This is a genomic window from Nocardioides palaemonis, assembly GCF_018275325.1.
GTDB lineage: Bacteria > Actinomycetota > Actinomycetes > Propionibacteriales > Nocardioidaceae > Nocardioides > Nocardioides palaemonis.
On record NZ_JAGVQR010000001.1, the window covers coordinates 2,277,671 to 2,298,628 of the forward strand.

The 20,958-nt window shown below is 71.5% G+C and carries 12 protein-coding genes; 5 read left to right on the top strand and 7 right to left on the bottom strand.

Features of this window, described 5'->3' with window-relative positions:
• Window positions 1-15: 15 nt before the first annotated feature.
• The 3 genes from KDN32_RS11155 to rimO all read right to left on the bottom strand — a co-directional run bounded on the left by KDN32_RS11155 (window position 16) and on the right by rimO (window position 4,568).
• Complete coding sequence (locus tag KDN32_RS11155) at window positions 16-2,358, bottom strand: bifunctional metallophosphatase/5'-nucleotidase (RefSeq protein ID WP_211732041.1); 2,343 nt, start codon at window positions 2,356-2,358, stop codon at window positions 16-18.
• A gap of 132 nt (window positions 2,359-2,490) precedes the next feature.
• Window positions 2,491-3,111 (bottom strand): CDP-diacylglycerol--glycerol-3-phosphate 3-phosphatidyltransferase, encoded by a 621-nt coding sequence (gene pgsA / locus KDN32_RS11160; protein WP_211732043.1) that lies wholly within the window; start codon window positions 3,109-3,111, stop codon window positions 2,491-2,493.
• Complete coding sequence (gene rimO, locus KDN32_RS11165) at window positions 3,108-4,568, bottom strand: 30S ribosomal protein S12 methylthiotransferase RimO (RefSeq protein WP_211732510.1); 1,461 nt, start codon at window positions 4,566-4,568, stop codon at window positions 3,108-3,110. Before rimO ends, pgsA begins: the two co-directional genes overlap by 4 nt.
• Before the next feature lie 136 nt (window positions 4,569-4,704).
• Between rimO and KDN32_RS11170 the strand changes: the two genes are divergently transcribed.
• Together KDN32_RS11170 and KDN32_RS11175 are read left to right on the top strand one after the other, a co-directional pair.
• Window positions 4,705-6,240: an APC family permease gene (locus KDN32_RS11170; protein ID WP_211732045.1), complete on the top strand. Its 1,536-nt coding sequence runs from the start codon at window positions 4,705-4,707 to the stop codon at window positions 6,238-6,240.
• Window positions 6,241-6,245: 5 nt separating this feature from the next.
• Window positions 6,246-6,659: a universal stress protein gene (locus KDN32_RS11175; RefSeq protein ID WP_211732047.1), complete on the top strand. Its 414-nt coding sequence runs from the start codon at window positions 6,246-6,248 to the stop codon at window positions 6,657-6,659.
• A 16-nt stretch (window positions 6,660-6,675) separates the two neighbouring features.
• Here KDN32_RS11175 and KDN32_RS11180 read toward each other — a convergent pair whose 3' ends face one another.
• Both KDN32_RS11180 and KDN32_RS11185 read right to left on the bottom strand, forming a co-directional pair.
• Window positions 6,676-8,322 carry a helix-turn-helix domain-containing protein gene (locus KDN32_RS11180; RefSeq protein WP_211732049.1) on the bottom strand — a complete coding sequence of 549 codons (1,647 nt, stop codon included), beginning with the start codon at window positions 8,320-8,322 and terminating at the stop codon, window positions 6,676-6,678.
• Window positions 8,322-10,958 carry an FtsK/SpoIIIE family DNA translocase gene (locus KDN32_RS11185; RefSeq protein WP_211732051.1) on the bottom strand — a complete coding sequence of 879 codons (2,637 nt, stop codon included), beginning with the start codon at window positions 10,956-10,958 and terminating at the stop codon, window positions 8,322-8,324. The genes KDN32_RS11180 and KDN32_RS11185 overlap by 1 nt, the downstream gene beginning before the upstream one ends.
• Before the next feature lie 195 nt (window positions 10,959-11,153).
• Here KDN32_RS11185 and KDN32_RS22875 point away from each other — a divergent pair, with 195 nt between their 5' ends.
• Complete coding sequence (locus KDN32_RS22875) at window positions 11,154-14,570, top strand: M4 family metallopeptidase (protein ID WP_211732053.1); 3,417 nt, start codon at window positions 11,154-11,156, stop codon at window positions 14,568-14,570.
• Between the two features lie 205 nt (window positions 14,571-14,775).
• The gene (locus KDN32_RS11195) at window positions 14,776-18,027 is read left to right on the top strand and encodes a M4 family metallopeptidase (protein ID WP_211732056.1); all 3,252 of its coding nucleotides are present in this window, start codon (window positions 14,776-14,778) and stop codon (window positions 18,025-18,027) included.
• A 114-nt stretch (window positions 18,028-18,141) separates the two neighbouring features.
• On the opposite strand, the gene KDN32_RS11200 is transcribed toward KDN32_RS11195, so the two are convergent.
• Both KDN32_RS11200 and KDN32_RS11205 read right to left on the bottom strand, forming a co-directional pair.
• A complete protein-coding gene (locus tag KDN32_RS11200) occupies window positions 18,142-19,011 on the bottom strand; it encodes a M56 family metallopeptidase (RefSeq protein ID WP_307853961.1) in 870 nt (289 codons plus the stop codon).
• A 10-nt stretch (window positions 19,012-19,021) separates the two neighbouring features.
• The gene (locus tag KDN32_RS11205) at window positions 19,022-19,405 is read right to left on the bottom strand and encodes a BlaI/MecI/CopY family transcriptional regulator (RefSeq protein WP_211732058.1); all 384 of its coding nucleotides are present in this window, start codon (window positions 19,403-19,405) and stop codon (window positions 19,022-19,024) included.
• A gap of 94 nt (window positions 19,406-19,499) precedes the next feature.
• On the opposite strand from KDN32_RS11205, the gene KDN32_RS11210 reads away from it, so the two are divergent.
• On the top strand, window positions 19,500-20,945 hold the full coding sequence (locus KDN32_RS11210; RefSeq protein WP_211732061.1) for a cytochrome ubiquinol oxidase subunit I: 1,446 nt from the start codon (window positions 19,500-19,502) through the stop codon (window positions 20,943-20,945).
• Window positions 20,946-20,958: the final 13 nt, after the last annotated feature.

The window sequence follows — 20,958 nt, forward strand, 5'->3', positions numbered from 1 at the left end:
GGGTGCGTCAGCGCGTCAGCGGCGGCGCACCTTCACCACGACGACCTCGCGGTCGCCGCGGATCTTGCGGTTGCCCGCGTAGGACACGACGATCCGCTTCTTGCCGGTGTGGGTGAAGCGGTCGAGGCGCAGGAACGCCTTGCCCTTCTTGAGCTTGACCGTGTAGGTCTTGCCGCCGGCCTTGACCGTGATCTTGCCGGTCACCTTGGAGATGCCGAGGGCCGAGGCCTTCAGCTTCAGGCGCAGGCGGGTCTTGCCCTTCACGACCTGCTCGGGCTTGGTGCGGACCTTGAGCGCGCCCTTGGCCTTGCGGACGTCGATCGGAAGCGAGAACGTCGTGCCGGTCGTGGCACCGGTGAAGGTCAGCATCTGCTTGCCGGTCTTCGTCTTGCCCTTGAGCTTCACCGACACCGCGCTGGTGCCGTAGTCGTCGAACGGGCTGGTGCCGATCGTGTTGTCGACCGCGGTGGAGCCGATGGTGACGTCGCCGGCCTTGACCGCGAGGGCGGCGTCCTTGGCGTCGGCCGCGGTGCTCATGGCGAGCGAGGACAGCGACAGCTTCACGTCCTGGCCGATGCGGTAGAAGCGCGGGGCGCCGGCCGGCCAGGAGACGCCGACCTGGCGCTGCTCCGAGCGGACGGCCAGCGGGGTGGTCGCGGCCTTCGCGGCCATGTAGTCGACCATCGCCTGCAGGTCGACGCGGCCGGTGTCGCGCTTGCCGGTGCCGGCGTTGAACCCGCGGAAGTTGTCGCCGCCGCTGGCGAGGAACGAGTTGACCGTGACCGAGTACGACGCGGCCTTGTCGATCGCCTTCCCGTTGAGCCACATCCCGGTCACCCGGTCACCCTCGGGACGCTTGGCGTCGTAGGTGGCGAGGAAGCCCTCGGAGACGCCGAGGCGCAGGAACGGGCGGGTCGGCACGTTGCCGCTGCCGTCGCGCTGCCACTGCTGCTCGAGCACCGTCTTGATCTGCGCGCCTGTCATCTTCATGTTGACCAGGGTGTTGGCGAACGGCTGGACCACTGCGGCCTGCTTGTAGGTCAGGTTGGCCGGGAAGCCGCCCGCCACTCCGGTCATGTCCTGGCGGAGGCCACCGGGGTTCATGAACGCGATCTGCGCGCCGCCGGCCTCGGGGGTCGACGTCACCCAGCGCTGCACCTCGGCGACGAGGTTGCCGGCGGTGGACTCGCCACCGCGGTTCTCGCTGCCGTCGGCGAGCTTGGCGCGGTTGAAGGGACCGGCGATCTTGCCGAGCACCCGGGCGCCGAGGACGTCGGCCTTGGTGACCGCGTCGTTGACGAGGGTGGTCACGGCCGCCTTGGTGTCGATGGCCGTCTGGTCGGTCAGCGTGACCGTGTTGGCCCGGACGATGTCGTTGGTCGTCACCGACACCGCGTCGGTGTCGGGGTCGACGCTCATGACGAGGCGGTTGAGGTTGGTGCCGTACTGGCCGGCCGACACGACCGGACGCCCGTTGATCGTGTGGTTGTAGGCCAGGTGGGTGTGGCCGGAGATGATCGCGCTGACGTCGCTGTCGACGCCGTTGACGATGCGGCCGAAGGCGTTGGCGTTGCTCGACGCCGACGCCAGCGTGGTGTCGGGCGCCCCCTCGTGGACCAGCAGCACGACGACGTCGGCACCGTCGGCCTTGAGCCGGTCGGCAGCGGCGTTGGTCTCGTCGATGATGCTGGAGATCTTGAGGTCGGCGATGCCCGACGGGCTCACCAGGCTCGGGAGCTCCTCGGTGACGCCGCCGACGAAGCCGATCTTCACGCCGCCGACCGTGGTCGTCCAGGTGCCGCCGTCGGAGGCGTCGTTGGCGTCGGGCGTCCGGGCCGTGACGTCCGGGAGGGCGTAGGAGCTGTCGGACTTCTTGCGCACGTTGGCGGCGATGTACTGCCAGTTGGCGCCGCCCTCGGGGTTGGTGGTGGCGTCGTAGGGCGCCATCACGCGGCTGACGAGGTCGTTGTAGCCGGCGTCGAACTCGTGGTTGCCGGCAGACGAGACGTCGAGGCCCGCGGCGTTCATCGCGTCGAGCGTCGGCTTGTCACGCTGGATGAACGACTCGAAGGTCGAGGCGCCGATCAGGTCACCGGCCGCGGTGAACACGGTCGTGCCGGGGTGGTCGGACTCCAGCTGCTTGACGGCGCCGGCGAGCTGGGCTGCGCCGGCCTCCTGGGCACCGTTGGAGGTGTTGGAGAGGAGTCGACCGTGGAAGTCGTTGGTCGCCAGGATCTGGATCGTGACGGGTGCGGCGTTCGCCGGCGTCGCCGTCGAGATGACGGCGAGCGGGGCTGCCACGAGCCCCGTCAGGGTGGTCGCGAGGGCGATCCCGCGACCGGTTCGTGATGCTGACACGAGGTGGCCTTTCGTCAGGGTGCGTGTGAGTCGGCTCACCCTAGCGTCCGATCCGCCGGGCCTCGTCTCGGCACGACAACGATTTCCCGACCTGTCGGTCAGTGTTCTCCCCGGACCCGCTCCACGCGGTCCTCAGGCGGGGCGCACGCGCTGGCGGCGCACCTCGCGGACGAACTCCCAGCCCGACCACAGCGTCATCGCGACGGCGCCGGCGATCATGACCTGGCTGAGGTAGAACAGCACCTCGCCCGTCGGGCCGGGCCAGAAGTCGAAGGCACCGCCGTGCGCGTCACCGTGCGGCAGCGGCCACGTGAGCCCGGCGAGCGCGAAGGCCTGGAGCACGGTCTTGATCTTGCCGCTCTGCGCAGCGGGGATCACGACCTGCTTGAGGACCGAGAGCCGCAGCAGCGTCACGCTCCACTCGCGCAGCAGCACGACGACCGTGACCCACCACCAGACGTCGCCGACGATCGACAGCCCGATGAAGGCCATGCCGGTGATGGCCTTGTCGGCGATCGGGTCGGCGATCTTGCCGAAGTCGGTGACCAGCCCGTGCTTGCGGGCGAGGTCGCCGTCGATCTTGTCGGTGATCATCGCGACGGCGAAGAGCGCGAACGCGACCCACCGCCACAGCGGGTCGTTGCCGCCGTCGTGCAGCAGCGCCCACCCGAAGAACGGCACCATCACGATGCGGAGCGTGGTCAGGACGTTGGGGACGTTGAGGTTGGAGACCTCGCGCTGCTCGGTGCTCATCGGTCGGCTCCGTCCGCGGTGGGGTGGGCGACCAGGTCGACACCGTCGGTGCCGGTGACGGTCGCGGTGAGCAGGTCGCCGACGCGTGCACCGGAAGCGCCGACGACCACGGTGGTGCCGTCGACCTCCGGACCCTGGTGGTCTGCGCGTCCCTCGACGACGCCGTCGGACACCGACTCGACCAGCACCCGCACCTCCTCGCCGATGCGCTCCTCGGCCCGCTGGGCGTTGAGCTCCTCGACGAGCGTCGACACGTGCTCGGTCCGCGCACGGACCTCGTCCTCGTCGAGCTTGAGGTCCTCGGCGAACCCGGCCGCCTCGGTGCCGTCCTCGTCGGAGTAGCCGAAGACGCCGGTGACGTCCATGCGGGCGGCGACGAGGAAGTCGCACAGGGTCTGCAGGTCGTCCTCGGTCTCGCCGGGGAAGCCGACGATGACGTTGGCGCGCACGCCGGCGAGCGGGGCGAGGGTGCGCACCTGCTCGAGCAGCCCGAGGAAGCTCTCGGGATCACCGAAGCGGCGCATCCGGCGCAGCACCGAGGCGCTGGCGTGCTGGAAGGACAGGTCGAAGTAGGGCACGACCCCCGGCGTGGAGGCGATCGCCTCGATCAGGCCGGGACGCGTCTCGGCGGGCTGGAGGTAGGACACCCGCACCCGCTCGACCCCGTCGATCCCGGCCAGCTCGGGCAGCAGGGTCTCGAGCAGGCGGAGGTCGCCGAGGTCCTTGCCGTAGGACGTGGAGTTCTCGCTGACGAGGAACAGCTCCTTGGCGCCCTGCGTGGCGAGCCACTGCCCCTCCTGCAGCACGTCGCTGGGACGGCGGCTGACGAACGAGCCGCGAAAGCTCGGGATGGCGCAGAAGGAGCAGCGCCGGTCGCAGCCGCTGGCCAGCTTGAGCGGGGCCATCGGCCCGGCGTCGAGCCGGCGACGCACGGCGCGCGGCCCCGTGGCGGGCGCACCCGCCCCGATCTCGGACACGTCGGCCGTGACCGGCTCGTGGCCCGGCACCGAGATGGCGGACGCGTCCCGGTCGACCGGCGAGATCGGCAGCAGCCGACGCCGGTCGGAGGGCGTGTGGGGGTGGTGGGTCTCGCCGCCGACGATGGCGCGCAGCTTCGACGCGATGTCGGGGTAGTCGTCGAAGCCGAGCACCGCGTCGGCCTCGGGCAGCGACTCGGCGAGGTCCTTGCCGTAGCGCTCGGCGAGGCACCCGACGGCCACCACGGCCTGCGCGCGCCCGCCGTTGCCGGCCGACGCCTTGAGGTCGGCCGCCTCGAGCAGCGTGTCGACGGAGTCCTTCTTGGCCGCCTCGACGAAGCCGCAGGTGTTGACCACGACCGTGTCGGCGTCCTCCGGGTCCTCGACCAGGAGGAACCCGCCCGCCTCGAGGCGTCCGGCCAGCTCCTCGGAGTCGACCTCGTTGCGGGCGCAGCCGAGCGTCACCACGGCGACGTTCAGCGGGGTCAGGGAAAGCTCGGTGTCAGTGGTCATCGCACCCGTGAGTATGCCGGGTCGGGCTCCCACATCCCCCATTCCGGGGTTTCCGGGCGCCGTGCGTTCCGGTAGACATTCCCCACGGTCGAGCGGAGCTGCCATGACGGACACGCAGACGGGGAACGGTGAGCTGAGGGCGGGAGCCATCGGCTTCGTGGACGCGCTCGTGATCGGGCTGGCGTCCACGTCGCCCGCCTACTCCCTGGCCGCCATCATCGGCGCGGTCACTGCGCTCGCCGGGGTGCACGCGCCCGGCATCCTGCTCGCGTCGTTCGTCCCGATGGCGCTGATCGCGGCGGCGTTTCTCTACCTCAACCGGGTCGACCCGGACTGCGGGACGACGTTCAGCTGGGTGACGCGCGCGATGGGGCCGTGGTTCGGGTGGCTCGGCGGCTGGGCGATCATGATGACCGGCGTGCTGATCGTCGGCTCGCTGGCCGACGTGGGCGTGCGGTTCGGGCTCTACGGCCTCGGCGAGCTGGTGCGCAGCGACGCGCTGGTCTCGGCCGGCGACGAGGCGTGGGTGCGGATGCCCCTCGCGGTGGTGCTGGTGCTCGCGATGACCTGGATCTGCGTGCTCGGCACCGACGTGTCGGCGCGGCTCCAGAACGTCCTCATCCTCGTGCAGGTCGTCTCCCTGCTGGTCTTCGCGGTGGTCGCGATCGTGCGCGCGGTCGGCGGCGACAGCCCGCTCGACGAGGTCACGCCCGCCGTCGGGTGGCTCGACCCGTTCGGTGCCGGCGGCGCCGCCCTCAGCTCCGGCCTCCTGCTGGGCGTCTTCGCCTACTGGGGCTGGGAGTCGGCGGTCAACCTGAGCGAGGAGACCACCGACGGCGACCGCACGCCCGGTCGCGCCGCCATGCTCTCGACGGTGATCCTGCTGGGGACCTACGTGTCGGTGGCGGTCGCCGTGGTGGCCTTCGCGGGGACCCAGTGGCTGGCCGACAACGCCGGTGAGGAGGAGGCGGTGTTCTACACCCTCGCCACCGAGGTGCTCGGCGGGTGGAGCTGGGTGCTGCTGCTGTCGGTGTCGACGGCCGCGATCGCCTCCACCCAGACGACGATCATCCCGGCCTCGCGCACCGGGCTGTCCATGGCCCGACGAGCCGCGATCCCCGCGCGCCTGGGCCACATCCACCCGCGCCACCGCACGCCCGACGTCAGTACGTGGACCGTCGCCGCCATCGCCATCGTCTGGTACGTCGGCATGTACCTCGTCAGCGAGAACGCGCTCTTCGACTCCCTCACCGCGCTCGCGCTGCTGATCGCCTTCTACTACGCGCTGACCGGTGTCGCGTGTGCCGTCTACTACCGCAAGCACCTCACTGAGAGCGTGCGCAGCCTGCTGCTGATCGGCGTCGGCCCGGTCGTCGGCGCGCTGATGCTCGCCTGGCTGCTGGTGCTGGCCGTCCGCGACCAGTCCGACCCCGCCAACTCCTACAGCGGCCAGGCGTGGTTCGGGGTCGGTCCGCCGCTGGTCATCGGCATCGCGATCTTCCTCGTCGGGGTGGTGTGCATGCTGGTGTGGCGGGCACAGGACCGGCGCTACTGGGCCGAGCGCCCGTCGCTGCCCGACCCCGACGTCGTGCACGGGCTGAAGTCCCCGCGCCCGGATCCCGACGGATTGGAGGGCTGAGACCGATGACGGTGCTGCTGGGCTACGACGAGTCGCCGGGGGCCGACGCGGCCCTCGAGGTGGCGATCCAGGTCGCCACCCGCTTCGGCGAGGACCTGGTCCTCGTCTACGGCGCTGCGCCACCGGGCCGGATGGGCGAGGAGGCGCGCACGCACCTCGAGGCGCTGCTGGAGATGGGGCGGTCGGCCACCGCCCACGCCCTCGAGCGGGCCCGCGCGAGCGGCGTCGAGACGAGCGTGCGGCTCGTGGACGCCAAGCCCGCGGAGGCACTCCTGCAGGTCGGCGCCGAGCTCGACGCCTCCGTGATCGTCGTCGGCACCGCTGGTGACAGCCCGTTCCGCGGTGCGCTCCTGGGCTCGACGCCCCACAAGCTCCTGCACCTCGCCGACCGCCCCGTGCTCTGCGTCCCCGTCCCCTGACTGCCGGGTCGCGGGGTCAGTCGGCGACGAAGGTGCCCTGGCCGGCGACGCCGGCCTCGCCGACCGGACGCGCCGTCCCGCCGGCGACCGTGACGGTGACGCCGCCGTCGGTCGACTGGACCCGGACCGGGGGCGACACCTCGAGCTCGCGGGTCTGGCCGACGGCCAGGCTGCCCTTGAACACGATCGTGCCGGCCGCGTCGCGGACGACCACGCGGGCACCCGACGAGGGGGCGGAGACCACGACCGCGACCGGCTTGGCGGCCGGCGCGCTCGCCGCGCCCTGCGGTCCGCCCGACCCGTTGAGGACCGGGGTGGCGCCGCGCAGCTCGGGCGGGGTGTCCATGACCAGGCGGGCGATCGACCAGGCCAGCACGAGGGCCATCACGACCGCGACCAGCACCGACCAGTTCGGACCGCCGCGGGTGCCGCGGATCGAGCCGTTGGCGCCGGTGGCGAGCTCGGCCTCGAAGACCCGGCGCGGGTTGATCGGGGCGTGGGCGTAGCGCTCGTCGTAGGAGGCCAGCAGCGGCGCGACGTCCACGCCGAGCACCCGGGCGAGCGTGCGGAGGTGGCCGCGCGCGTAGAAGTCGCCGCCGCAGGGCTCGAAGTCGTCGACCTCGACGGCCTCGATGACGTGCGGGCGGATCCGGGTCCGCTCGGCGAGCTGGTCGACGGTGAGGCCGATCCGCGTACGCGCGGCGGCGAGCTCCGGGCCGATGACCGGGTCCTCGGCCGGCTCGACCTCGAAGTCGTCGAGCACGAGCGGCTCGACGGGCTCGCCGGGCCGGGCGATCGCCCGCACCCGGTCGCCCCACGACTGCGTCTCCTCGACCAGGCTGACCCGGCCGGCGCGGTGGTGCTCGCGCCCCTCGGGCTCGGTGTCGGTCTCGACCTCGACCTCGCGACGCACCTCCGAGCGGCGCGCGGCTCCCGTCTCGCGCAGCGCAGCGGGGGTCGGGCTTGCGACGACCGGCTCGGCGCCGCTCGCACGGTCCTCGTCGACCGCGCCGGGCTCGTCGGCGTCGAGGTCCTGCTCGGGCGCCTCGTCGGCGACGGGCTCCAGCACCACGACCTGGCTGGCGTCGCGGGCGACCCGGCCGAGCGCCTCGGTGAGGTCGCCGTCGGCACCGGTCACGCGCGTGGCCAGGCCCAGCGGCACGGCCAGCGGAGCGCCGTGCAGCAGGCGGGAGACGACGGTGTGCCGCTTGCCGGCCCCGGAGAGCTCGGACTCGATCAGCTCGAGGTTGTGGGGCACCACGACGAGCCGGCCGTCGCGCAGCGGGCCCCGACGCGGGAGGTGCTCCACGTGGTGCACCGCCGTCCACGGCAGCCCGCGCCACGTGCGGCCGAGCCGGATCCGGATGCCCTGCACGTCGGCGACGAGCAGCGGCGTGCGCGCGTCGACCAGCCCGACCAGCCAGTAGGCGCCGAGCAGGCCCATCACGACGACGAATGCCCAGTCCAGGGCCGAGCCGCTCTGCGTCGCCCGTGCCAGGTAGGCGATGGCCACCGCGGACGCGGTGAGGCCGACTCCCCCGGCGACCCCGGCACGACGGCGTACCTCGACGGCGTCCGGGGCGACGCCCAGCACCTCGCGGCCGTCCCCCGTCATCTCGTCGTGCTCACGGACGTGGTCCTCGTGCAGTGCCTCGGCGCCCATCAGGCTCCCCCTTCCAACGTGGCGATCACGGAGTCGATCTCGTCCGGCTTGACCAGGACGTCGCGTGCCTTGGAGCCCTCGCTGGGTCCGACGACCCCGCGGCTCTCCATGATGTCCATCAGGCGGCCGGCCTTGGCGAAGCCCACGCGCAGCTTGCGCTGGAGCATCGAGGTCGACCCGAACTGGGTGGAGACGACGAGCTCGATGGCCTGGACCACGAGCTCCATGTCGTCGCCGATGTCGTCGTCGAGGTCGCGCTTGGACTCCTTCGGCGCCGTCACGTCCTCGACGTAGGTGGGCTCGAGCTGGTCCTTGCAGTGCTTGACGACCTGGTGGATCTCGGCCTCGGTCACCCAGGAGCCCTGGACGCGCACCGGCTTCGAGGCGCCCATCGGCAGGAAGAGGCCGTCACCCTGGCCGACGAGCTTCTCGGCGCCCGGCTGGTCGAGGATGACGCGGCTGTCGCCGAGCGAGCTGGTGGCGAACGCCAGCCGGGACGGCACGTTGGCCTTGATCAGGCCGGTGACGACGTCGACCGACGGGCGCTGCGTGGCGAGCACGAGGTGGATGCCGGCGGCGCGGGCGAGCTGGGTGATCCGGACGACCGAGTCCTCGACGTCGCGCGGGGCGACCATCATCAGGTCGGCGAGCTCGTCGACGATGACCAGGAGGTACGGGTAGGGCGACAGGGTGCGCTCGCTGCCCGGGGGCACCTCGACCTTGCCGGCACGCACCGCCTTGTTGAAGTCGTCGATGTGGCGGAACCCGAAGTTGGCCAGGTCGTCGTAGCGCATGTCCATCTCGCGCACGACCCACGCCAGCGCCTCGGCGGCCTTCTTGGGGTTGGTGATGATCGGGGTGATCAGGTGCGGGACGCCCTCGTAGGCGTTCAGCTCGACCCGCTTGGGGTCGACCATGATCATCCGCACCTCGTCCGGGGTGGCCCGCATGAGGATCGAGGTGATCAGCGAGTTGATGAAGCTCGACTTTCCGGATCCCGTGGCACCGGCCACCAGCAGGTGGGGCATCTTGGCCATGTTGGCCACCACGAAGCCGCCCTCGACGTCCTTGCCGAGGCCGGCGACCATCGGGTGGTGGTCCGAGCGGGCGGTGTTGGAGCGGAGCACGTCGCCGAGGGAGACGATCTCCTTGTCGGTGTTGGGGATCTCGATGCCGATCGCGGACTTGCCCGGGATCGGGCTGAGGATCCGCACGTCCGCGGAGGCCACCGCGTAGGCGATGTTCTTCGACAGCGCCGTGACCTTCTCGACCTTGACCGCCGGGCCGAGCTCGACCTCGTAGCGGGTGACCGTCGGGCCGCGGGTGTAGCCGGTGACGGTGGCGTCGATGCCGAACTCGTCCATCACCTGCATCAGCCGCTCGACGACGGCGTCGCTGGCCTTCGACCGTGCCTTGTGGACCGAACCCGGCTTGAGGGCGGAGTTCTCGGGCAGCGAGTAGGTGATGTCACCGGAGAGCGCGAGCTGCTCGACGCGCGCGGGCAGCGGCGTGTGCGGCGGGGGCTCGACCGGACCGGTGTCGTCCTTGCCCGCGCCGGCGTCGACCGCCGGGCTGACCTCGGTCGGGGCGTCGGCGAACAGGTCGATGCCGTAGTCCTCGACCGGCTCCTCGTCGGCCTTCTTGCGCTTGCGCTTCTTCAGCTCGCGGTCCGACAGGACCGGGCTGTCGTAGGCCGGGTCGCCCATCTCGGGGTCGACGTCGTCGTCGAGCATCGACCGGCGGCGGGTGCGCACCGGCGTGGTGGCCGCGTCCTCGGTGGGGAGGTCGTCGGGGTGGGTGCGGCCCAGGGCACGGTCGCGGAGCTCGGCGAGCCGCGCAGGCACCTGGTAGACCGGGGTGGCGGAGATGATCAGCACGCCGAAGGTCATCAGCAGCGCGAGCAGCGGCACCACGACGTAGGGCGTCTGCATCAGGTCGAGCAGCAGGCTCGAGGTGACGTAGCCGACCGCGCCGCCCGCGGACTGCAGGTTGGTCGCGTCGCCGAGCACGGGCTGCGGGTTGCCGTTGGCGATGTGCACGATGCCGAGCAGGCCGAGGGCGAAGGCGGTCCACCCGATGACCTGGCGGCCCGCGGGTCCGTTGCGCTCCGGGTCGCGCAGGGTGCGCCAGCCGGCCCACACGAGGAACAGCGGCACCAGCCAGCCGACCTTGCCGACCGCGCCCGAGGTCACCGAGCGGGCGAGGTCCATCACGCCGCCGGGGAGCTGCCACCACACGGCGGCGCCCACCACGGTCGCGAGGCCCAGCAGGAACAGCCCCACGCCGTCGCGCCGGTGCTCGGGGTCGAGGTCGCGGGCGGACTGCCCGACCGAGCGGGCGACCGCGCCGACGCCGTGCGCCAGCCCGAGCCAGATCGCGGCGACCGCGTGCCAGAGCGCGCCGAACACGCGTGACACCGGCCCCGGGCCGTTGCGCACGGCACGGGGTGCGGGACGCGCGGCGGGGCGGCGCTTGGACGCGCTCGATCCGCTCCGCCCCTTCGCCGCGGAGGCGCGAGGGGCGGGACGCTTGGTGCTGGTACTCCGTGATCGGGTGCTCGACCCACTGGTGCTGCGCTTGGTTCCAGACGTGCTCGAGCTCCGCGACCCCGGCGGGGAAGACGTACGGGTCGCCATGGTCCGACCCTACGGCCCCGTCACACCCGCCCCATGGATCACAGCAGTGCGTGTCGTGGCGTCCCGGCACCTGTGGGACACGGGAGAGGAAAGTATTCGGTCAGGGGCTTCCTGACCGAGCGGTCGGGTGCTTATGGTGACCCGGATCACTCGGGGCTGTCCCGGGTGCGCACATCATCCCCGGAGGAAGATCACGTGAAGCTTCTCGGGCAAGGGTTGTCCCTTGCACTCCTCGCCGCGGGCATCGCCGCGGTACCCGCAGCGTCGGTCCAGGCCCAGCCGGCCGGATCCGACGACGTCGTGTCCCAGCTCCGCCAGGAGGCCAACACCTCGGTCTCCGTCAGGCGCTCCCCCGCCACCGGCAAGGTCACCTTCCTGACCGCCAACGGCCGCACCGGCGACCTGCTCCCCGGTGTCGCCGCGAAGTCCGGCAAGGACGCGGTGGCCAAGGCCGGCGAGTACGTCGACCGCTACGCCGCCGCGTTCGGCGCCCGCGCCGACGAGCTCGAGCAGTCGCGTGTCACCACGGACGGCAACGGCACCACCGTCACCTACCAGCAGGTCTACCGCGGCATCCCGGTCTACGCCGGTGAGCTGAAGGTCAGCGTCGACGCCCAGGGCGACCTGGTCGGCGTGGCCGGCAACGCGGTCCCCGACCTCGACCTCTCGGTCACCCCGAAGGCCAGCGCCGCCAAGGCCGGCGCCCAGGCCGTGCGGTGGGTCAGGTCCGACCCGCCGAGCGAGGCCGACGGCAGCGGCGCGGCCGACACCTCCGGGATCAAGGCCGACCCGCAGCTGGTCGTCTACCGCAAGGGCCTCGTCAAGGGCGAGCCCGGCGAGGCGGTCCTCGCCTACCAGGTCGAGGTCAGCAACGCCAAGAACATCCGCGACGTCGTCGTGCTCGACGCGCAGACGCTCAAGATCATCAACCGCTACTCCCTCGTGCACGGCGCGCTCGACCGCGAGCTCTACGAGCTCAACCCGGGCACCACGCCGGTGTGGTCGGAGGGCGACGCGTTCCCGGGCGGCCTCAACGAGGACCAGCAGAACCTGGTGAACTCCGCGGGCGAGTCCTACTGGCTCTACTCCAACGCCTTCGGCCGCGACTCCTACGACGGCGCCGGCGCCACGATGAAGACGGTCAACAACGACCCGACCATCGACTGCCCCAACGCCAACTGGAACGGCACCACCACCAACTACTGCGACGGCGTCACCTCCGACGACGTCGTGTCGCACGAGTGGGGCCACGCCTACACCGAGTACACCTCCGGCCTGATCTACCAGTACCAGTCGGGTGCGCTCAACGAGTCCTACTCCGACGTCTGGGGCGAGACCCTCGACCAGATCAACGGTCGCGAGGACGAGGGCGAGAGCTTCATGACCCCGCGTCCCGAGGGCTGTGACGTCACCGCCCCCGCCGGCATCACGATGAACATCACCGCGCCGGCGACCCGTGAGTGCACGGCCGTGGAGGCCGGCTTCGGCCCGGGCTTCAGCACGACCCCGACCACCGCGACCGTCCTGGTCGCGACCGACGCCGCCAACGCGACGGGTCCGTCCACGACCGACGGCTGCACGGCGTTCACCAACGCCGGCGCGATCGCGGGCAAGTACGCCTACGTGGACCGCGGCACCTGCTCGTTCCAGGTCAAGGTCGACAACGCCGTCGCGGCGGGTGCCACCGGCCTCGTCATCGGCAACAACAACGTCGACTTCCCGATCAGCCCGGCCGGCACCGCCGACATCCCGGGCGTCATGGTCGGCCAGGACGACGGCGTGGTCTTCAAGGCCAACGGCACCTCCACGGTCAGCATCGCGGCCGAGGACACCACCGGCCGCGCCGACTCGACCCGCTGGCTGATGGGCGAGAAGTCCACCGCCTTCGGTGGCGCGATCCGCGACATGTGGTCGCCCACCTGCTACGGCGACCCGGCCAAGGTCACCGACGCCGAGTACAAGTGCGACCCGGCCCTGACCGACGCCGGCGGCGTGCACAGCAACTCGGGCGTGCCCAACCACGCCTACGCGCTGACCGTCGACGGCGGCACGTTCAACGGCCAGACCATCTCGGGCATCGGGCTCGACAAGGCCGCCAACATCTGGTGGCGCGCCCAGACGGCGTACCTCACCCCGGCGTCGAACTTCACCGACGCCGCGGACGCCTTCGAGCAGTCCTGCGCCGACCTCGTCGGCCAGCCGATCAACAAGCTGAGCACCACGCCGAACGCCGGTCAGGTCGCCACGACCCCGATCACGGCCGACGACTGCGCCCAGCTGACCAAGGCCGTCGCCGCGGTCGAGATGCGGACCGAGCCGGTGCGCTGCGACTTCCAGCCGCTGCTCGCCAAGAACGCCCCCAACCCGTGTGGTGAGGGCTTCGTCAGCGACGCGATCTGGAGCGAGGACTTCGAGGACGGCCTGGCCGGCTGGACCGCCTCGCAGGAGATCGCCGACATTCCCGAGTTCGACTACGCGGGTGGCTTCGGCAAGCCGTGGGAGTCCGTCGCGAAGGCGCCCGGCGGCCACGCCACCAAGGTCGCCTACGGCCCGACGCCCGACCTCGGCTCGTGCACCGGCGACGGTGGCGACGACTTCTCCAGCCGTGACTCCATCACCTCGCCGATCGTCGAGCTCCCGGACACCCTCCGGACGCCGCGCCTCACCTTCGACCACTACGTGGCGATCGAGAGCGGCTACGACGGCGGCAACGTCAAGGTCAGCGTCAACGGTGGCTCCTTCGAGACCATCCCGGCCGAGTCCTACGTGTTCAACGCCCCGGGCCAGATCTTCACCCTGGGCCAGGGCAACACCAACCCGCTCCAGGGCCAGGACGGCTTCACCGGCGTCGACGGTGGCCAGGCCAAGGGTTCGTGGGGCCAGTCGCAGGTGGACATCGAGTCCCTCGGCATCGAGCCGGGCGACACCGTGCAGTTCCGCTTCGACATCGGTCGCGACGGCTGCGGCGGCATCGACGGCTGGTACATCGACAACGTCCAGCTGATCCAGTGCAAGCTGGCCACCGAGATGACGGCCGTGCACCTGCCCGAGCCCTCCACCTTCGGTGAGGCGTCCGCGGTCCAGGTGAAGGTCTCGCGCAAGGGCAACGTCGGCTCGGCCCCGACCGGCGACGTCACCCTGACCAAGGCCGACGGCTCGACCGTCGCCAGCGGCACCCTCGACGGCGGGGCGGCGACCATCGCGCTCCCGGCGGACCTGCCGGTCGGCGTGCACACGCTGACCGCGACCTACTCCGGCGACGTGACGCTGGCCTCGGCCACCGCCAAGGTCACGGTGACGGTCAAGGCGGCTCCCGGCCAGGAGAAGGCCGGCTCGCGGACCTCTGCCTCGGTGAAGCCGAGCAAGCCGCGGTTCCGGCAGGACTTCAAGGTCGTCACGAAGGTGAAGTCGCGCGACGGCAAGCCCACCGGGAAGGTCGTCGTCCGCATCGACGGCAAGAAGGTCGGCACCGCCAAGATCCGCAAGGGTCGCGTGGTCATCACGGTGCGCAAGGACCTGAAGGTCGGCACGCACAAGCTCGTCGCGATCTACAAGGGCTCCGACACCGTGAAGCGCAGCAAGGACAAGCTCACCTTCCGGGTCGTCCGCTGACCCAGCGAGGCTGAGCAACCGCACCACCGGCGAGGCCCCGACGGACATGTCCGTCGGGGCCTCGTCGCGTCCGCGGACGATGTGCGGCTCGCGGTGCACGGCTCGGGAAAATCCACTCCTCGGGGCTTCCCGCGCGCCACTCCGTCTCCCTAAGGTGTGCCAGATCACTCGGGGATGTCCCGGGTGCGAGCGAGAGGTAGAACTCGTGAAGCAGCCCAACCGAGGCCAGGGCCTGACCCTCGGCCTCGCTCTCATCGCCGCCGGGCTCGCCGCCCAGCCGCTCGTCGCGGCCCAGGCGGCCCCGACGAGCAAGGCGGAACAGTCGGTCGTCAGCCGGCTGAAGGACGCCGCGGCCGGCAAGGTCGACCTCCGGTCCAACCCCGCCACCGGTCGCGTCGGGTTCGCCCGCGCGGACGGCACCGGCCAGGACCTGCTCCCGGCCGTCGCGGCCGAGGGCCGCCAGGGCGCGATCGCCAAGGCGTCGGCCTACCTCGACGACTACGCCACCGCCTTCGGCGCGCGGCCCGGCGAGCTGCGCCAGACCGAGGTCTACGCCAGCAAGGCCGGCTGGTCGATCACCTTCGCCCAGTCCTACCGGGGCGTCCCGGTGTTCGGCGGCGAGCTGAAGGCGTTCGTCGACCGCGACGGCGACCTCACCGCCGTCAACGGCTTCGCCGCCCCCGACCTCTCCCTCGACGTGACCCCCGGACTGTCGCAGCAGGAGGCCTCGGCGAAGGCGCTGCAGGCGGTCAGCGCCAAGCCGGCCGGCTACGAGGACGGCGGTCCCAGCGGGTTCCGCAAGGGCCTCCAGGTCCGCTCCGCCGACCTGGTCGTCTACCGCACCGGCTCCCCGCGCGGCATCGAGGGCGAGGCGAAGCTCGCCTGGGCCGTCGAGGTCTGGAACAAGAAGTCGGTGCGCGAGACGCTCATCCTCGACGCCGCCAGCGGCAAGCCCCTGAACCGCTGGTCGATGATGGCCGACGCGCTGGACCGCGAGCTCTACGAGGCCTTCGTCAACGACAACGGCACCCCGAGCGACCCCAACGACGACTTCGTCGACGCCGACCAGGTCTACACCGAGGGGCAGGACTTCCCCGGCGGCCTCGACCAGGACCAGCAGAACGAGGTCCTCGGCACCGGCGAGGCCTACTGGCTGTTCCGCAACACCTTCGGCTACAACGCCTGGGACGGCCAGGGCGGCAAGATGATCACGGTCAACAACGACCCGACCATCGACTGCCCCAACGCCAACTGGAACGGCGTCACCACCAACTACTGCTCCGGCGTCACCGGTGACGACACCGTCGCCCACGAGTGGGCTCACGCCTACACCGAGTCGACCTCGGGCCTGATCTACCAGTGGCAGGCCGGCGCGATGAACGAGGCGTACTCCGACATCTGGGGCGAGACCGTCGACATGCTCAACGACCGCATGAACGACGTCGGCGAGCCGAACTCCGACGGCGGCAACGTCCCGCGCACGGCGGGCAACTGCTCGCAGTACACCCGCTCGCTCACGGTCATGACGATCACCGCTCCCGCGGAGGTCGCCGGCGACTGCGAGAACGTCCCGGCCTCCTTCGGCCCGGTCATCACCGAGACGCCGGTCAACGCGACCGCCGTCGTCGGCACCGACGCCGCCGACGCCGACGGACCGTCGACCACCGACGGCTGCTCGCCGCTGACCAACGCCGCCGCCATCGACGGCGACTGGGTCTACGTCGACCGGGGCACCTGCCCGTTCGCCACGAAGATCGCGAACGCGGAGGACGCGGGCGCGAGCGGCATCGTCGTCGGCAACACCCCGACCGGCGCGCTGGGCTCCATCGCGGGCCAGTCCGACCTCTACGGCGTCATGGTCTCCAACGCCGACGGCGAAAAGTTCAAGCAGGCCGGCACCACGAGCTTCACCATCGCGGCCGAGCCGTCCGACGCCGACCCGACCAACCGCTGGCTCTCCGGCGAGTCGGACCCGGCCTTCGGCGGGGCGATCCGCGACATGTGGAACCCGAACTGCTACGGCGACCCGGGCAAGGTCTCGGACCAGGAGTACGTCTGCGGCAGCGAGGACTCCGGCGGCGTCCACACCAACTCCGGCGTGGTCAACCGCACCTTCGCGCTCCTCGTGGACGGCATGGACGGACAGGGCACCGGCATCGGGCTCGACAAGGCCGCGTGGCTGTTCTGGCACACCCAGACCAACTACCTCACGCCCACGTCGTACTTCCCCGACCTGGCCGACGGCCTCGAGGCCTCCTGCCAGGACCTGCAGGGCATCGCCCTCGACAAGGCCACCGTGGGCAACCCGCAGCTGGCCGACGGCTCCGACGGCGCCTTCAGCGCCGGCGTGATCGCGGGCGGCACGACCGAGGCGGACTGCGCCATCCTCGCCGACGTCATCGCCGAGACCGAGCTGCGCCTCGACCCGAGCGCGGAGTGCGACTGGCAGCCGCTGCTCAAGCCCGGCGCCCCGGAGCTCGGCTGCGGTGCGGGCACCACGACCTCCACCACGTGGTCGGAGGACTTCGAGGACGGCCTCGCCGGCTGGACCCAGGACGAGGAGGTCGGCTCGCCGGTCTCCGAGGGCATTGCGTGGGAGGCCTCGACCGAGGCTCCCGAGCACACCGGCGGCGTCGCCTTCGGCCCCGACCCGGTGGCCGGCAACTGTGGCGCACCCGGCGACCTCACCAGCCGCAACGGCCTGATCTCACCCGCCATCACGGTGCCGGCCGGCACCACGCCGCGCCTGCAGTGGGACCACTACATGGCCTCCGAGGCGACGTGGGACGGCGGCAACGTCAAGGTCAGCGTCAACGGCGGTGAGTTCGCCCAGGTGCCGAACGAGGCGTACCTGTTCAACGCGCCCGGCGGCACGATGGACCCCGACCAGGGCCCGATGGGCGGCGAGGCCGCCTGGACCGGCACCGACGGCGGCCAGCTCGGCGGCTCGTGGGGCACCTCGGTCATCGACCTCGCCCAGGTGGCGAAGGCCGGCGACTCGGTGAAGTTCCGCTTCGACATGGGCCGCGACGGCTGCAACGGCGTCGAGGGCTGGTACGTCGACAACGTCAAGGTGCAGGTCTGCAGCACGGGCACCACGCCCACCACGCCGCCGACCACCACCCCGACGCCCACGCCCACGCCGACGCCCACCCCGGCGCCGGAGGCGGTCGACTCCACCACCGTGGTGAAGGTCGTGCCGAAGAAGCCCTCGCACCGCGAGGACTTCAAGGTCGTGGTCAAGGTCGAGGCCGACGGGGCCACCCCGGACGGCAAGGTCGTGCTGCGCATCGACGGCAAGCGGATGGGCATCGGCATGCTGGAGGACGGCAAGGTCGTCTTCCGCATCGAGCGTGACTACTTCGTGGGCAAGCACGTCGCCTACGCGAAGTACAAGGGCTCGGACACCGTCGACCCCAGCAAGGACCGCGTGCGGTTCCGGGTGGTCCGGGGCTGACCCGACCCACCAGCAGCACCCAGCACCACGGCAGGACGGGAGGGCCCCGGCGGAGCGATCCGCCGGGGCCCTCCCCCGTTCGCCGGACTCAGCCCCCGGACTCAGCCCCCGGACTCAGCCGGCGTCGAGACCGGCGAGCCACGGCAGCACGACCAGCGCCGTCGGCAGCGCGAGCAGCGCGAGGGCCAGGATCGCGACGAGGCACGCCTGCACCCGGTGCGGGCGTCCGTCGCGCAGCGCGGACACCCGTGCCGTGAGCGCCCCGGACGACCCGAGCGCCCCCTCGGGGGTCGACGAGCCGGCCAGGGCGAGCAGCGCACCGAGCAGCGCACGGCGGTCGCCGTGGCGCACGGCCGCCCGGTCGGCCAGCACCTCGACCAGCACCTCGACCTCGGCGCGCGCCGCGCGGCTCGCCACCCAGCGTGGGAAGGCCCGGTGCAGCACGGTGAACGCCTCGAGGACGAGGTCGTGGCGCGCCCGCAGGTGGGAGCGCTCGTGCTCGAGCACGGCCTCGAGCTCGTCGGGACCCAGCCGGTCGAGGGCCGAGCGTGACACCACGATCCGCGACACTGCGACACCGGGGACGCAGTAGGCCACCGGCAGGTCGTGGTCGAGCACCGAGACCCCTCCGTCGACGCGGGCGACGAGGTCGACCCGCTCGCGGTGCGTGCGCCGCACCCGCCGCAGCGCGGTGCCGGTCAGGTGGCCGCTCAGCAGCAGCCGGCCCGCCACGACCAGCGTCACCGCGCCGGCCAGCGCGGCGACGACCACGTCTCCCGACGCGACCGGGGGCACCCAGAGCCGGTCGGTGGCCAGCGCCAGACCCGCCCCGAGCGCGGCGAGCACCGCCGCCAGCGCCGTGCTCTGCCACAGCAGCATCGCCGCCGCCGGCGTACGTCGCAGGCGCGGCCAGCGGGCCAGCAGCGCCGGGACGGGGCCGGCGAGCAGCACGCCGAGGACGCCGAGGACGACGGGGGTCAGCACGGGCGCGGGATCAGTCGAGCTCGGCCAGGGCCTGCCGCAGCGCGGCCAGGTCCTCGGCGCTGGCCTCCCCGACGAACGACACGAGGGCCTGGCGCCGGTCGTCCCCCGTGCCGTCGAGCGCCTCGCGCATCAGCTCGGCGGTGAGCTCCGCGCGCGACTGCCGCGGGACGTAGCGGAACGCCCGCCCCTCGCGCTCACGGACCAGCAGGTCCTTGCGGGCGAGCCGGTCGAGCACCGTCATCACGGTCGTGTAGGCGAGGTCGCGGTCGCGCAGCGACGCGTGCACCTCGCGGCCGCTGGCGCCGCGCTTGCCATCGACCGCTCCCGCGTCGAGGGTCCACAATGCCTCGAGGACCGCTTGCTCCAGCTCGCCCGTCAGGGACCTTGGACTCATGTCTCCGGAGTCTAGGGGCCCTGTCGCCGAAACTACGACACGACGTAGTATCTACTACACTTCGTAGTAATGACCGCGCCGAAAGGGTGCCTCCATGGACGTCCTCGACATCGCCCGCTGGCAGTTCGGGATCATCACCGTCTACCACTTCCTCTTCGTCCCCCTCACCGTCGGGTTGACGGCCGTCATCGCCGGCCTCGAGACCGCCTGGGTCCGCACCGGCAAGGAGGAGTACCTCCGGCTCACCAAGTTCTTCGGCAAGCTGTTCCTGATCAACTTCGCGATCGGCGTGGTGACCGGCATCGTCCAGGAGTTCCAGTTCGGCATGAACTGGTCGGACTACTCCCGCTTCGTCGGCGACATCTTCGGTGCACCGCTCGCGGTCGAGGGGCTGCTGGCGTTCTTCCTCGAGTCGACCTTCCTGGGGCTCTGGATCTTCGGCTGGGACAAGCTCCCCCGCGGCCTCCACGCCGCGACCATGTGGCTCACCCACCTCGGCACCCTGGCGTCGTCGTGGTTCATCCTCGCCGCCAACTCCTGGATGCAGCACCCGGTCGGCTACCGCTACAACCCCGAGTCGGGGCGCGCGGAGCTGACCGACTTCTGGGCCGTGATGTTCAACAAGGTCCAGCTGGTCACCTTCCCGCACGTGATCATGGCGGCCTACATGACCGCCGGCGCCTTCCTGCTCGGTGTCGCGGCGTACCTGTACATGAAGAAGGGCCACGAGCAGGACCGCCCGCTCTACCACAAGGCCATCCGCATCGGCGCCGTCGTGACCCTGCTGGCCGGCCTGGGAGTGGCCATCACCGGTGACCTGCAGGGCAAGGTGATGACCGAGGTGCAGCCGATGAAGATGGCCGCTGCCGAGGGGCTCTACGAGACCAGCTCGAGCTGCGCCCCCTTCTCCGTCTTCACCGTCGGCACGCCCGACGGCAAGGAGGAGAAGTTCGCCGTGACGGTCCCCTGCCTGCTCTCCTTCCTCGGCACCGGGTCGGTCGACGGCACGGTGCAGGGCATCAACCCGCTGCGCGAGGAGTACGTCCAGAAGTACGGACAGGACCCGACGGCGACCACGGCCACGCAGGGCGACTACACGCCCGTCATCCCGGTGACGTACTGGTCCTTCCGCTTCATGATGGGCCTCGGCTTCTTCGCCGCCGCCGGAGCCGCGCTGATCCTCTGGATGACCCGCAAGGGTCGCGTCCCCGGCGTCCGGTGGGTGGGCACTCTCGGGCTGTCGCTCCCGATCGCCGTGGTGCTGGCCAGCTCGTGGGGCTGGATCTTCACCGAGATGGGCCGCCAGCCGTGGGTCGTGTTCGGCCTGATGACCACCGAGTCCGGTGTCTCACCCGGCGTCTCGACCTTCGAGGCAGCCACCTCGCTGATCGTGCTCACCCTCCTCTACGCGGTGCTCGCCGTGGTCGAGGTCGGCCTGCTGGCCCGCTACATCAAGGCCGGCGCCGAGCCCTTCGTCGAGCCCCCGGACGTCCCGGTCGGCGGCGCCGACGAGGACAAGCCGCTCACCTTCGCCTACTGACCCGACCACCAGC

Excerpts from the sequence above, each read along its gene's own strand:
- KDN32_RS11205 (WP_211732058.1), bottom strand. The coding sequence starts at position 19,405 with ATGAGTCCAAGGTCCCTGACGGGCGAGCTGGAGCAAGCGGTCCTCGAG.
- KDN32_RS11210 (WP_211732061.1), top strand. The coding sequence starts at position 19,500 with ATGGACGTCCTCGACATCGCCCGCTGGCAGTTCGGGATCATCACCGTC.
- KDN32_RS11170 (WP_211732045.1), top strand. The coding sequence starts at position 4,705 with ATGACGGACACGCAGACGGGGAACGGTGAGCTGAGGGCGGGAGCCATC.
- KDN32_RS11185 (WP_211732051.1), bottom strand. The coding sequence starts at position 10,958 with ATGGCGACCCGTACGTCTTCCCCGCCGGGGTCGCGGAGCTCGAGCACG.
- pgsA (WP_211732043.1), bottom strand. The coding sequence starts at position 3,111 with ATGAGCACCGAGCAGCGCGAGGTCTCCAACCTCAACGTCCCCAACGTC.
- KDN32_RS11175 (WP_211732047.1), top strand. The coding sequence starts at position 6,246 with ATGACGGTGCTGCTGGGCTACGACGAGTCGCCGGGGGCCGACGCGGCC.
- KDN32_RS11180 (WP_211732049.1), bottom strand. The coding sequence starts at position 8,322 with ATGGGCGCCGAGGCACTGCACGAGGACCACGTCCGTGAGCACGACGAG.